This window comes from Bradyrhizobium sp. USDA 4353 (genome assembly GCF_054063215.1).
The window spans coordinates 6016554-6028964 of the sequence record NZ_JBSSGB010000001.1; the positions used below are offsets into that span (position 1 = coordinate 6016554).

Annotated in this window: 13 protein-coding genes; 3 read left to right on the forward strand and 10 right to left on the reverse strand. The window is 66.2% G+C overall.

Annotated elements, in window-relative coordinates:
- Positions 1-55: 55 nt before the first annotated feature.
- The 3 genes from ACVILH_RS27335 (at position 56) to ACVILH_RS27345 (ending at position 2951) form a co-directional block, all read left to right on the forward strand.
- Positions 56-517, forward strand: coding sequence for an outer membrane protein assembly factor BamE (locus ACVILH_RS27335; protein ID WP_456715650.1), 462 nt, complete (start codon positions 56-58; stop codon positions 515-517).
- Between the two features lie 143 nt (positions 518-660).
- Entirely contained in the window at positions 661-1668 is a 1008-nt protein-coding gene (locus ACVILH_RS27340; RefSeq protein WP_456715651.1) for a Bug family tripartite tricarboxylate transporter substrate binding protein, read from the forward strand.
- A 194-nt stretch (positions 1669-1862) separates the two neighbouring features.
- Positions 1863-2951 carry a DUF2336 domain-containing protein gene (locus tag ACVILH_RS27345; protein WP_456715652.1) on the forward strand — a complete coding sequence of 363 codons (1089 nt, stop codon included), beginning with the start codon at positions 1863-1865 and terminating at the stop codon, positions 2949-2951.
- A 271-nt stretch (positions 2952-3222) separates the two neighbouring features.
- Here ACVILH_RS27345 and ACVILH_RS27350 read toward each other — a convergent pair whose 3' ends face one another.
- The 10 genes from ACVILH_RS27350 to ACVILH_RS27395 form a co-directional block, all read right to left on the reverse strand.
- Positions 3223-5343 (reverse strand): sodium-translocating pyrophosphatase, encoded by a 2121-nt coding sequence (locus tag ACVILH_RS27350; protein ID WP_456715653.1) that lies wholly within the window; start codon positions 5341-5343, stop codon positions 3223-3225.
- Positions 5344-5547: 204 nt separating this feature from the next.
- Complete coding sequence (thiL, locus tag ACVILH_RS27355) at positions 5548-6549, reverse strand: thiamine-phosphate kinase (RefSeq protein ID WP_456715654.1); 1002 nt, start codon at positions 6547-6549, stop codon at positions 5548-5550.
- Between the two features lie 104 nt (positions 6550-6653).
- The gene (gene nusB, locus ACVILH_RS27360; protein ID WP_456715655.1) at positions 6654-7166 is read right to left on the reverse strand and encodes a transcription antitermination factor NusB; all 513 of its coding nucleotides are present in this window, start codon (positions 7164-7166) and stop codon (positions 6654-6656) included.
- Between the two features lies 1 nt (position 7167).
- The gene (gene ribH / locus ACVILH_RS27365) at positions 7168-7659 is read right to left on the reverse strand and encodes a 6,7-dimethyl-8-ribityllumazine synthase (protein ID WP_456715656.1); all 492 of its coding nucleotides are present in this window, start codon (positions 7657-7659) and stop codon (positions 7168-7170) included.
- A gap of 185 nt (positions 7660-7844) precedes the next feature.
- Complete coding sequence (locus ACVILH_RS27370; RefSeq protein WP_456715657.1) at positions 7845-8453, reverse strand: riboflavin synthase; 609 nt, start codon at positions 8451-8453, stop codon at positions 7845-7847.
- Positions 8453-9604 carry a bifunctional diaminohydroxyphosphoribosylaminopyrimidine deaminase/5-amino-6-(5-phosphoribosylamino)uracil reductase RibD gene (ribD, locus tag ACVILH_RS27375; RefSeq protein WP_456715658.1) on the reverse strand — a complete coding sequence of 384 codons (1152 nt, stop codon included), beginning with the start codon at positions 9602-9604 and terminating at the stop codon, positions 8453-8455. Before ribD ends, ACVILH_RS27370 begins: the two co-directional genes overlap by 1 nt.
- Positions 9601-10086 carry a transcriptional regulator NrdR gene (gene nrdR, locus ACVILH_RS27380; protein ID WP_006612773.1) on the reverse strand — a complete coding sequence of 162 codons (486 nt, stop codon included), beginning with the start codon at positions 10084-10086 and terminating at the stop codon, positions 9601-9603. The genes ribD and nrdR overlap by 4 nt, the downstream gene beginning before the upstream one ends.
- A gap of 13 nt (positions 10087-10099) precedes the next feature.
- Positions 10100-11404 carry a serine hydroxymethyltransferase gene (gene glyA / locus ACVILH_RS27385; RefSeq protein WP_456715659.1) on the reverse strand — a complete coding sequence of 435 codons (1305 nt, stop codon included), beginning with the start codon at positions 11402-11404 and terminating at the stop codon, positions 10100-10102.
- Positions 11405-11608: 204 nt separating this feature from the next.
- Positions 11609-12064 (reverse strand): hypothetical protein, encoded by a 456-nt coding sequence (locus ACVILH_RS27390; RefSeq protein WP_456715660.1) that lies wholly within the window; start codon positions 12062-12064, stop codon positions 11609-11611.
- Between the two features lie 111 nt (positions 12065-12175).
- A complete protein-coding gene (locus tag ACVILH_RS27395) occupies positions 12176-12397 on the reverse strand; it encodes a hypothetical protein (protein ID WP_006612770.1) in 222 nt (73 codons plus the stop codon).
- Positions 12398-12411 lie beyond the last annotated feature (14 nt).

Below are 12411 nucleotides of genomic sequence, written 5' to 3' on the forward strand. Positions count from 1 at the left end.
ACGCCCTGCCCGACGCAAGGGGACGGGATCCGATCTGAAGAAGATGACCCAGACAATGCGAATGACTGCCCGCCTGCTCACCCAAGGCCTCAGCACCCGTCTGCGCACCGCCGGCGCCATCGCGCTGACCTGCCTCGCGCTGGCCGCCTGCACCGGCGAGCAGTTCCAGAAGGGCTACATCATGCCGCCCGGCGCGCTGGAGCAGATCCCGATCGGGGCCAGCCAGGACCAGGTGCTGATCGTGATGGGCACGCCCTCCACGGTCGCGACGCTCGACGGCGAGGTGTTCTATTATATCTCCCAGCGCGCCGAGCGCACGGTGGCCTTCATGAACCAGAAGGTCGTGGATCAGCGCGTCGTCGCGATCTATTTCGACAAGAACCGCCAGGTCCGCCGCCTCGCCAATTACGGCATGAAGGACGGCAAGATCTTCGACTTCGTCAGCCGCACCACGCCGACCTCAGGCCAGGAGCTCAGCTACCTGACGCCGCTGTTCAAGCTGCTCAGCTTCAACTGATCGCCGCGCGGAATATTGATTCCGGGCCACGGCAGCAACAGCCTCGGCTGCGCTGATTGGCGCAGCTAACAGAGCGCGCACGCGCTTGCTCTGGCAGCGCACTCGTCCCTACCCTCCCACATCATAAAAGCTGGGAGGAATCATTGGCTCATCGCATCGCGCTATCGCGCCGCAAGCTGTTGTCCGGCGCCGCGGCGCTGTCGACCGCCGCCATTCTGCCGCGCACGAGCTTCGCCGACTGGCGCCCGACCGAAACGGTGAAGCTGATCGTGCCGGCTGCCCCAGGCGGCAGCACAGACGTGATGGGCCGGCTGTTGGCTGCGCATCTGCAGACGGCATGGGGACAATCCGCCGTGGTCGAGAACCGCTCCGGCGGCGGCGGCACGATCGGGACTGCCGAGGTCGCGCGCAACACCAAGGGCGACGGCTATACCATCCTGATCGGCAATCCCGGGCCCAACGCGATCGCCTATTCGATCTTCCGCAACCTCGCCTACAAGCCGGATCAGTTGCAGGCCGTGTCCAACATGATCCGTATCCCGAACATCGTCTCGGCGCATCCCTCGACCGGCATCAAATCGATCCCGGAGCTGATCGCCTACCTCAAGGCCAATCCCGACAAGCTGAGCTACGGCTCGTCCGGCGTCGGCCAGAGCCCGCATCTCACCGGCGCCTGGTTCCTGCAACTGACCGGCTTGAAGATGACGCATATCCCGTTCCGCGGCGCCGGCCCGGCCTTGCAGGCCGCGCTCGCCGGCGACATCCAGATCCTGTTCGACAATCTGTTTCCATCGCTGCCGCAGATCCAGGACGGCAAGCTGACCGGGCTGTGCGTGACGACGCCGGAGCGCAGCGCCAATGCGCCGGACATGCCGACGATGCGCGAGAGCGCACCGGAGCTGGCCAAGTTCGACGTCTCGTCCTGGTTCGGCGTGTTCCTGCCCAAGGCCTGCCCGCCCGAGATCGTCAATGCCCTCAATCTGCAGGTCAAGGCGCTCTTGGAGCGCGAGGACATCGCCAAGAACATCGCCGCCATGGGCGCCCGGGCCGATTACGGCACGCCGCAGCAGTTCGGCGCGTTCGTCCAGGCCGAGACCGCCAAATTCGCCTCGATCATCCAGAAGGAAGGGCTGCAGATGGACGTGCAGTGATCGTGGCCATAAATGGCATCCAAATACCTGTAAAGTGTAACGGCACCTTAAGCGGGACAGTGCGATAGATGACGACCGCGTGTCTTTGATCTGGTTACGAGATACCGTCTACGGCGGCCGGGCCCTCCTCCGGAGGGTTCGAAGTCCGTGCGAAGGGCAGGCAGCGGCGATGTCCCATCGCATGAGCCCGTGCCTTGCCCAACGCCAATAACGTCCTGCATCAGCTCGAAGACATTCTCGCCAGCCGCTACGTCTCACGGCGCGCGGAAATCTTGGAGCGCGTGACCGATCTGTTCGTGGTCGGCTCAGGCCAGTTCAACGAAGAGCATGTCGACCTGTTCGACCACGTGCTGTTCAAGCTGCTCGACAACGTCGCCGTCGCGGCGCGGGCGCAGCTCGGCAGCCGGCTCGCGGTGCTGCCGGATGCGCCGCCCCGCCTGATCAAGCTTTTGGCCAATGACGAGACGATCGCGGTCGCCGGTCCCGTGCTGCGCCAGAGCGACCGGCTCGACGAGCAGACCCTGGTCGCCACCGCGCAGAGCCGTGGCCAGGAGCATCTGCTGGCGATTTCAGGCCGCAGGATTCTGACCGAGGCGGTCACCGACGTGCTGGTCGATCGCGGCGACCAGGCCGTGGTGTCGAACACCGCCAACAATGACGGCGCGCGCTTCTCGGATCACGGCTTCTCCGGCCTCGTGACGAAGGCCTCGGACGATCCGGGATTGGCGATGAAGCTGTGGAGCCGGCCCGACAGTCCGCGCGAGGTGCTGGTCCGCCTGTTCGTCGAAGCCTCCGATGCCGTGCGCAACCAGCTTGCCACAGCCGACAGCAGCCGTTCCGAGATCGTCGAGCTCGCGGTTGCCCAAGCGTCCGGTCATCTGCAGGCCGCGGCGCGGACGCGCTCGACCGACTTCGCCAACGCCAAGGCCTATGTCGAGCAGCTGCATGCCAGCGGCCAGTTGCACGAGGCGCAGCTGCATGGCTTCGCCAAGGAAGGCAGCTTCGACAAGGTCACTTTGGCGCTGTCTTTGATGTGCAAGCTGCCGCTCGACATCGTCGAGCGCGCCTTCGCGCGCAAGCAGCCCGACCAGCTCCTGGTGCTCGCCAAAGCGCTCGATTTGTCCTGGGTCACCACGACGACCTTGCTGTTCATGCAGGCCCATGTCAGCGGCAGCGCTCGGCCGCAGCTCGATCAGCATCTGGCGAGCTTCTCGCAGATGCAGCCGCGCATGGCGCAGAGCACGTTGCAGAGCTATCGGACGCAACAGCGCGCGGCGGAGTAGCACAAGACTTAGCCCGCATGAGCGGAGCGATATGCGGGATCGTCCCCGGGTGTCGCTGCGCTCACCCGGGCCACGCGCTCCTGTCTCACCGCCGTCATGGCCGGGCGCGTCCCGGCCATCCACGTCGATCGGCACGCGCGGACGGACGTGGATGCCCGGGACAAGCCCGGGCATGACGGCGGGTGGAGCAAGGTCTGCCAGGCAGCAGACAGACATGGAAAAACCCCGCGGCTCGCACCGCGGGGCTTCTTGTCAGGACGGACTCTGTTGCTCAGTGCGCCAGGATCGCCAGCAGCAGCAGGGCCACGATGTTGGTGATCTTGATCATTGGGTTCACGGCGGGGCCCGCCGTGTCCTTGTAGGGATCGCCGACGGTGTCACCTGTCACGGCCGACTTGTGGGCGTCAGAACCCTTGCCGCCGAAATGGCCGTCCTCGATGTACTTCTTGGCGTTGTCCCAGGCGCCGCCGCCGGAGGTCATCGAGATCGCCACGAACAGGCCGGTGACGATGACGCCGAGCAGCATGGCGCCGACCGCGGAGAACGCCGCCGACTTGCCGGCCGCACCACCGCCCGCGATCGCGTAGATCAGGAAGTAGACGACGACAGGCGACAGCACCGGCAGCAGCGAGGGGATGATCATCTCCTTGATGGCCGCCTTGGTGAGCAGGTCGACCGCCTTGCCGTAATCAGGCTTGTCGGTGCCCTGCATGATGCCCGGCTTCTCCCGGAACTGCCGGCGCACCTCCTCGACGATCGCGCCGGCGGCGCGGCCGACCGCGGTCATGCCCATCGCGCCGAACAGATACGGCAGCAGGCCGCCGAACAAGAGGCCAACCACGACGTAAGGGTTGTTCAGCGAGAAGTCCGGCTTGATGCCGGCGAAGTACGGATGCTTGGCGGAATCCGCGATGAAGAACTGCAGGTCCTGGTTATAGGCCGCGAACAGCACGAGAGCGCCGAGACCGGCGGAGCCGATCGCGTAGCCCTTGGTGACAGCCTTGGTGGTGTTGCCGACCGCGTCGAGCGCGTCGGTGGACTTGCGGACCTCCTTCGGCAGGCCGGCCATCTCGGCGATGCCGCCGGCATTGTCCGTCACCGGGCCGAAGGCGTCGAGCGCGACGATCATGCCGGCCAGCGCCAGCATCGTGGTGGTCGCGATCGCGATGCCGAACAGGCCGGCGAGGCTGTAGGTGACCAGGATGCCGGCGATGATCACGATCGCGGGCAGCGCGGTCGCTTCCATCGAGATCGCGAGGCCCTGGATCACGTTGGTGCCGTGACCGGTGACGGAAGCCGCCGCGATCGACTTGACCGGGCGGAAGTCGGTGCCGGTGTAGTACTCGGTGATCCAGATGATCAGGCCAGTGACGACGAGGCCGACGACGCCGCAGACGAACAGCGCTGACCCGGTATAGTCGACGCCGTCGAGCTTGCCGAAGCCGATCAGCCAGGCGATCGCGATCGCGAGGCCAGCGAGCGACAGCACGCCGGTCGCGATCAGGCCCTTGTACAGCGCGCCCATGATCGACTGGCTGGCGCCAAGCTTGACGAAGAAGGTGCCGGCAATCGAGGTCAGGATGCAGATGCCGCCGATGGCGAGCGGCAGGGTCATCATGTTGGCGAGCAGCGAGGACTTGGCGAAGAAGATCGCCGCGAGCACCATGGTGGCGACCGCGGTCACCGCATAGGTCTCGAACAGGTCGGCGGCCATGCCGGCGCAGTCACCAACGTTGTCGCCGACGTTGTCGGCGATGGTCGCCGGGTTGCGCGGATCATCCTCGGGGATGCCCGCTTCGACCTTGCCGACGAGGTCACCGCCGACGTCGGCGCCCTTGGTGAAGATGCCGCCGCCGAGGCGCGCGAAGATCGAGATCAGCGAGGCGCCGAAGCCGAGCGCGACCAGCGCGTCGATCACGGTGCGGCTGTCGGGCGCGAGCTTCATGAAGCCGGTCAGGATTCCGAAGTAGATGGTGACGCCGAGCAGCGCGAGACCCGCGACCAGCAGTCCGGTGATGGCGCCCGCCTTGAACGCGAGCTCGAGGCCGCCGGCGAGCGAGGTGGTTGCCGCCTGCGCGGTCCGCACGTTGGCGCGCACAGAGACGTTCATGCCGATGAAGCCGGCCGCGCCCGAGAGGATCGCACCGATCGCGAAGCCGATCGCGACGAGCATGCCGAGGAAATAAGCAAGGAGCACGAAGATCACGACGCCGACGATTCCGATCGTCGTATATTGGCGGCGAAGATAGGCCTGCGCGCCTTCACGCACGGCCGCCGCGATTTCCTGCATGCGCGCATTGCCGGCGTCGGCGCTGAGCACAGATTGCGTGGCCCAGATCGCATAGACGATCGACAGCGCTCCGCAGAGCACGATCACCCATAAAGCTGACATTTAGTTTCCTCGGCTCTTTGCTTTTTTGAACTACGTCACGCCGCGCTTGTGCGACGCACGCCCCCTTGTCAGGCCGCTCCGGGCGGAGCCGCCTCGAACGCTGCGAAGCTTGCCAAAATCGCCATGATGACGCAACGCCGCGACGCCTGAACCGCTCCAAATTCAGACGCTTCTTTGGTCGCAATGTGCGGTTGCGAATAGGTGTCAGAAGTGGCTGTAGGACAGGCGTTTCAAGCTGACTGGACGGTCCTGCGCGTCAAGGAAGCGCGGCGGCTCCGTGCCCTCGACGATCACGCCGATGTCGGTCACGGCGACATCAGCAGTCTTGGCCGCAACGCGGAACGCTTCGCATTGCGCTGCGGGAACAGTGCAAAGGATCTCGTAGTCGTCGCCGCCGGAGATCAAAGTTTCCAGTTGGACTGAGCCTTCGGCAATGAGCTTGGCAGCAGCTGATGAGATCGGAACATGTGACAGCGCGATGTCGGCGCTCACTTTAGAGGCAGCGCAGAGCTTGGAGAAATCACCTGCGAGGCCATCAGAGACGTCCATCGACGCAGTTGCGAGGTCTCTCACGGCCGCTGCCAGCGCGCGGCGCGGCTGCGGCACGCGATAACGGCCGATCAGCATATCCCGCGCGGCGGGATCGCCGGCCAGCGCAGCCGTCTCGAGCTTGCCGGTCAGGATGCGCAAGCCCAGCGCAGCATCGCCGATGGTGCCTGTCACCATCACCCGGTCGCCGGCCTGGGCGCCGAAGCGATGCACCATCCGGCCCTTCGGGACCCTGCCCCAGGCCGTCACCGAGATCATCACGGGTCCAGGGGTGGAGACAGTGTCGCCGCCAAGCAATGGACAGCCGAAGCTGGCTGCATCCTCGCCGAGGCCGCGAGCGAAGGCGGCAAGCCAGGCTTCGTCGGTCTGCCGCAGCGCCAGCGTCAGCAGGAAGCCGGCAGGGGTCGCGCCCTTTGCGGCGAGATCGGACAGGTTCACCCGCAGCGCCTTGCGCGCGATGGTGTCGGGCGGATCGTCGGGAAGATAGTGGACGCCCTCGACGATGGCGTCGGTGTTGACGACGAGGTCGTCGGCTCCGGCCGGGATGATGGCGGCGTCATCGACGAGGCCGAAGGCGCCGGGGTCGGTGGCGAGCGGCTTGAAGTAACGGGCGATGAGGGAATCTTCGCCGGATGGGACGTCTGGGCTGCCCGACATTCTGCGATCCTGCTCCCCCGCGTCGTCATTGCGAGCGCAGCGAAGCAATCCAGAGTCCCGCCTGCAGCCCTGGATTGCTTCGCTACGCTCGCAATGACGGAAACCTACTTCGGTCCCAACTCGTCGCCGCGGTACTGCCGGGCCAGTTGCTCCAACACGGCGTTGACCATGCCGGTTTCGTCGCGCTCCACGAAGGCATGGGCGATGTCGACATATTCGGAGACGACGACCTTGGCCGGCACGTCCTTGCGCCGCTCCAGCTCATAGGCGCCGGCGCGCAGCACCGCGCGCAGGATGGCGTCGATCCGCTGCAACGGCCAGCCGCGCTCCAGCGCGGTGTCCAGCACCGGATCGATCTTGGTTTGGTCCCGAACCACGCCCGAGACGATGTCGCGGAAGAAGGCGGCCTCGGCCGGCAGATATTGCTCGCCCTCGACCTCGTTGCCGAGCCAATGGCTCTCGAACTCCGCGAGCACGTCGTTGATCCCGGCGCCCGCGATGTCCATCTGGTACAGCGCCTGGACGGCAGCGAGCCGCGCCGCCCCGCGACGGTTGGCCTTGCGGTCGGTATTGGCGCGGATCGGGCCCTTGAACGGTCTGTTGCTGCTCTCCGCCATCTCAGCCTCGCGACAGACGGCGTTTGATGCGCAGCACGGCGAGCGCGGCGCGGGCGGCATCGCCGCCCTTGTTCATCTCGGACACGCGGGCGCGCGCCCAGGCCTGGTCCTCATTGTTCACGGTGAGAATGCCGTTGCCGAGCGGCAGGCCGCGCGCGACCGACAGGTCCATCAGCGCGCGGGAGGATTCCTGCGACACGATCTCGAAATGGATGGTGTCGCCGCGGATCACGCAGCCGAGCGCAATCGCGAGGTCATAGGGCTTGCCGGTCTTCGCGGCCGCATCCAGCGCGATCGCAATCGTCGCCGGGATCTCCAGCGAGCCGGTGACGGTGAGAATATCGTAGCTCACGCCGGCCGCCTTCAGCTCGGCGGTGGCGCCCTCCAGCATCGCGTCCTGGATATCGTCGTAGAAGCGGGCTTCCACGATCAGCGCGCGAGCGCCGGTGATGTCGGTCTGGTCTTTCAGCGGCGCGCGCCGTGCGTCTGCCATGGTTCTGTTTCCATTGTCTTCAAGCTGCCTCACCCCTCAAGGGAGCGGCCACTTGGCCGCGTCGCGAGGGGCAAGATGAAATCAACTCACGCTGCGAACCGGCGCAGCCGCGCCGTCCCGCCATGAGGGCTGGCCTTGTAGGCGCGAGCGCCGGCAAAGCCAAGTCGGAAAGCCTCGCCTCGAGGCTACTTCATTTCCGTGAGGCGTGCCGCATAGCGCGCCATCAGGTCGACCTCGATATTGACCTCGCTCCCCGTCTGCCAGGATGACAGCGTGGTCACGCTCAGCGTATGCGGAATGATCAGGACCGAGAAGGTCAGCTCGTCCACGGTGTTGACCGTGAGCGAGACGCCATCGAGGGTGATCGAGCCCTTGGTGGCGATGAAGCGCGCCAGCTCGCGGCTGGTCTTGAACACGAACCGCGCCATGTCCGGCAGGTTCTCGCGGCTGACGATGGTGGCGATGCCGTCGACATGGCCGGAGACGATGTGGCCGCCGAGCTCGTCGCCGATCTTCAGTGCCCGCTCCAGGTTCAGCTTGGTGCCGACGCGCCAGTGCTTGGCCGTCGTCATCGCTAGCGTCTCCGCGGCGGCGTCGACCTCGAACCAGGTCTTCCCGTCGGCCGTGCCCGACTGCACAACCGTGAGGCAGACGCCGTTGTTGGCGATCGACGCGCCATCGGCGATCGTGGCCTGATCGTATGCGCAGGCGATGCGCAGCCGGTGCAGCTTGCCTTCAGTCCGCGGCGTCAGGCTGACGATCTCGCCGATGTCGGTGACGATGCCGGTGAACATTACACGCGCTCGTAAATCGTGAGGATGTCGGGATCGAGCGTCTCGCTAGCACGAACGCGATAGGCCGGCGACTGCGTGATTGCGGTCAGCGGCAATGCGTCCAGCGCAGCAATGCCATCGGCGCCGATCTCGCCGGGGCCGCGCAAGAGCCAGATTTCATCGACCAGGCCGCTTTGCATGAAAGACGATGCGACGCGGCTGCCGCCTTCGATCATCAGGCGCGTGATGCCCTTCTCGGCAAGCGCCTTGAGCACGGCGGGCGGCTCCAGCGCCGACGGATCGGCTTGAGGCGGCACGCGGATGACCTGGGCACCGGCGGCGCCCAGCCGGGTCGCGGTCGCCGGCTCCGCCACCTCGGACGCGACAAGCCACAGGGGCGTGGTCCGGGCGGACTGCATCAGGCGGCTGGCCGCGGGAAGCCGCAGCATCGGGTCGAGCACGACGCGGACTGGCGAGCGCGGCTCCATGCCGGGCAAGCGGCAGGTCAGCAGCGGATCGTCGGCGATCGCGGTGCGCACGCCGATCAGGATCGCGTCGCTCTGCGCGCGTAAGAGATGCACGCGTGTCCGCGCGGCTTCGCCGGTTATCGCCACCGGCTTGTTGCCGCTGGCTCCGATCTTGTCGTCAGCGGAGACCGCGAGTTTTAGGATCACATGCGGCCGGCCATCGCGAATGCGGCTGAAGAATCCGGCATGGTCGCGCTTGGCATCCGCCGAGCACAGGCCGACCTCCACCTGGATTCCGGCGGCGCGGAGCTTCGCATGCCCCTGCCCGGACACCTCGGGATTGGGATCCTCGATCGCCGACACGACACGGCTGATGCCGGCCGCGATGACCGCGTCGGCGCAGGGCGGCGACTTGCCGAAATGCGAGCACGGCTCCAAGCTCACATAGAGCGTCGCGCCCTTGGCCGCCTCGCCGGCGCGCCGCAGCGCCTCCGGCTCGGCATGCGGCCGGCCGCCGGGCTGTGTCCAGCCCCGGCCGACAATGATGCCATCCTTGACCACGACGGCACCGACGGCCGGGTTTGGCCAGGTCAGCCCCTGCCCGCGACGACCAAGCGTCAGCGCGAGCTGCATATAGCGGCGATCGGCGTCCTTCTGCGCCTTCAGCTTCTCGCCGACCTGATCGACCAGGACACGGAAGATCATTTGCGGACCGGCGCCAGCCGCGGGGCTTCGTCCTCCGCCGAGAGCTCGCCGAGCACCGCCTCGAAATCCTTCGCCTCGCGAAAGTTGCGGTAGACCGAGGCGAAGCGGACATAGGCGACGTCGTCGAGGTCGCGCAGATGCTCCATCACGATCTCGCCGATCGCCTCCGAGGAGACTTCCGATTCACCGCCGCTCTCGAGCTCGCGCACGATCGCCGACACCATCTTCTCGACCCGCTCAGGATCGACCGAGCGCTTACGCAGCGAGATCTGCACCGAGCGCATCAGCTTGTCGCGGTCGAACGGCACGCGGCGGCCGTTGCGCTTGATGACGGTGAGTTCGCGCAGCTGCACCCGCTCGAAGGTCGTGAAGCGGAAGTTGCAGGTGACGCAGACTCGCCGCCGACGGATCACCGAGGAATCCTCGGTGGGGCGGGAGTCCTTCACCTGCGTATCGAGGCTGTTGCAGCTCGGGCAGCGCATGTCGACTTACGCCTTACTGATAGATCGGGAACCGGTCGGTCAGCGCTTTCACCTTCTCCTTGACCGCGGCTTCCACCAGCGGCGCGCTGCCGTCGGGGCCTTGCGCGATCGCGTTGAGCACCTCGGCGATCAGGCTGCCGACCTGCTGGAATTCGGCGACGCCGAAGCCACGGGTGGTCGCGGCCGGGGTGCCGAGACGGAGGCCCGAGGTAACGAAGGGCTTTTCGGGGTCGAACGGGATGCCGTTCTTGTTGCAGGTGATGCCCGCGCGGACCAGCGCCTTCTCCGAGACGTTGCCCTTCAGCCCCTTGGGCCGGAGGTCGACGAGCATCAGGTGGTTGTCGGTGCCGCCGGAGACGATGTCGAAGCCCTGCGCGCGCAGCGATTCCGCCAGCGCCTTCGCGTTCTCGACGATGTTCTTCGCGTAGGTCTTGAACTCCGGCCGCAGCGCCTCGGCGAACGCCACCGCCTTGGCGGCGATGACGTGCATCAGCGGGCCGCCCTGCAGGCCGGGGAAGATCGCCGAGTTGAACTTCTTGGTGAACTGCTCGTCGTTCCACAGCATCAGGCCGCCGCGCGGGCCGCGCAGCGACTTGTGCGTCGTCGTGGTGGTGATGTGGGCATACGGCACGGGCGAGGCATGCACGCCACCGGCGACGAGGCCGGCGAAGTGGGCCATGTCGACCAGCAAATAGGCGCCGACGCTGTCCGCGATCTCGCGGAAGCGCTTGAAGTCCCACGGGCGCGAATAGGCGCTGCCGCCGGCGATGATCAGCTTCGGCTTCACCTCTTCGGCCTGCTTGGCCACCGCATCCATGTCGATCAGGTGATCGTCGCGGCGCACCGTGTAATGCGCGGCCTTGAACCACTTGCCGGACATGTTGACCGGCGAGCCGTGGGTCAGATGGCCGCCCGCGGCGAGGTCGAGGCCCATGAAAGTGTCGCCGGGCTGCAGCAGCGCCAGGAACACCGCCTGGTTCATCTGGCTGCCGGAGTTCGGCTGGACATTGGCGAAGTTGGCCCCGAACAGCTTCTTGGCGCGGTCGATCGCGAGATTCTCGGCGACATCGACCCATTCGCAGCCGCCATAATAGCGCGCGCCCGGATAGCCCTCGGCGTACTTGTTCGTCATCACCGAGCCCTGGGCCTCAAGGACCGCCCGGCTGACGATGTTTTCCGAGGCGATCAGCTCGATTTCGTGCCGTTGCCGACCGAACTCACCCTTGATGGCGGCGGCGATCTCGGGATCGGCCTCGGCCAGGGTGGCGGAGAAGAAGGAATCGACTGACGAGGCGGGCTTGGCGCTGGAAGCGGTCATCGGCGGAATATCTCCACGTCCGCAAAGCCTTAAGCGGCTTGCGGTCGGTTCAGTGAAGGCGGTCGGAAAAGACCCCTGCCCTTACCATACGGGCAGCGGCAGGCCAAGGGACAGGCGGAGAGGCAGGCCAGCCGTTGCGGGTGCCCCCCGGACTTTATGCCAGATATGGTGGACGGGCGGCGGACAAAAGACCCGCGCCAGACGCTAGGCCCCGCCGCACATATGGGGGTCATCTGGCATCGTCCAGGATTCGTTGGTCCTGACATTGGTGGTCTCGTAGACGCGGCCGCGGTCATCGCCGGGCGGACAGTCCTTTGGGATGGAAACGAGGCACATCCGGACGCGGTCGCCGACCTTTGAGTGCGCCAGGGCCGCGCTCCACTCGTAAGAGACCTGCGTGTCCTTGTTGGTGTAACGGACGTAGCTGCCGCCATCCTTGCCTGGCTTTGGCTGCTTGCGCGGGAGCCCCTCGTTGGGACGCTCTGAACTGCGCGGGCTGATCTCGGCGATCGTCCGCTCGGCACATTCACCGATCTTGGTCGGGGTCTCGACCAGCACAGGCGCTGCGGCTGCAACCGGGGTCGCAGCCTCGGTGGACGCGGACTCGTTCTGCGAGCAGGTCGCCATCATCAAGAGCGGCAGGAAGACAGTGCGCGCCATCCAGAACATACGGCCCCCAAAAAACGAACAACCTGCATGAAACCGGACGGTCTCATACAGGTTGTCGGTATCATGAGGCAAGCGCGCGGCGCGAGCAGGCTCGCGAAGACGTCACAGGCCGGTATAGCCCGCCTTCACCGGATCGACGCGGCCGTCGAGCTGGCGCAGATAAGTCAGGCCGCACACCGTCAGACGGTGCGGGTCGCGCTCGCCCGCCTCGAACAGCGTCTGGATGTAGGCGCTGACCTTGCGGCGCGCCTCCTCGCTGGCGGCAGCGGTGCGGTTCGCCAACAGGTCATACGTATGCATGATGCGATCGATGGCAGCTTCCATATCATCCCCTCTTG

Coding starts and splice junctions, on each gene's coding strand:
- ACVILH_RS27335 (WP_456715650.1), top strand. CDS start 56: ATGCGAATGACTGCCCGCCTGCTCACCCAAGGCCTCAGCACCCGTCTG.
- ACVILH_RS27395 (WP_006612770.1), bottom strand. CDS start 12,397: ATGGAAGCTGCCATCGATCGCATCATGCATACGTATGACCTGTTGGCG.
- ribH (WP_456715656.1), bottom strand. CDS start 7,659: ATGGCAGACGCACGGCGCGCGCCGCTGAAAGACCAGACCGACATCACC.
- ribD (WP_456715658.1), bottom strand. CDS start 9,604: ATGATCTTCCGTGTCCTGGTCGATCAGGTCGGCGAGAAGCTGAAGGCG.
- nrdR (WP_006612773.1), bottom strand. CDS start 10,086: ATGCGCTGCCCGAGCTGCAACAGCCTCGATACGCAGGTGAAGGACTCC.
- ACVILH_RS27390 (WP_456715660.1), bottom strand. CDS start 12,064: ATGGCGCGCACTGTCTTCCTGCCGCTCTTGATGATGGCGACCTGCTCG.
- glyA (WP_456715659.1), bottom strand. CDS start 11,404: ATGACCGCTTCCAGCGCCAAGCCCGCCTCGTCAGTCGATTCCTTCTTC.
- nusB (WP_456715655.1), bottom strand. CDS start 7,166: ATGGCGGAGAGCAGCAACAGACCGTTCAAGGGCCCGATCCGCGCCAAT.
- ACVILH_RS27350 (WP_456715653.1), bottom strand. CDS start 5,343: ATGTCAGCTTTATGGGTGATCGTGCTCTGCGGAGCGCTGTCGATCGTC.
- ACVILH_RS27370 (WP_456715657.1), bottom strand. CDS start 8,453: ATGTTCACCGGCATCGTCACCGACATCGGCGAGATCGTCAGCCTGACG.
- thiL (WP_456715654.1), bottom strand. CDS start 6,549: ATGTCGGGCAGCCCAGACGTCCCATCCGGCGAAGATTCCCTCATCGCC.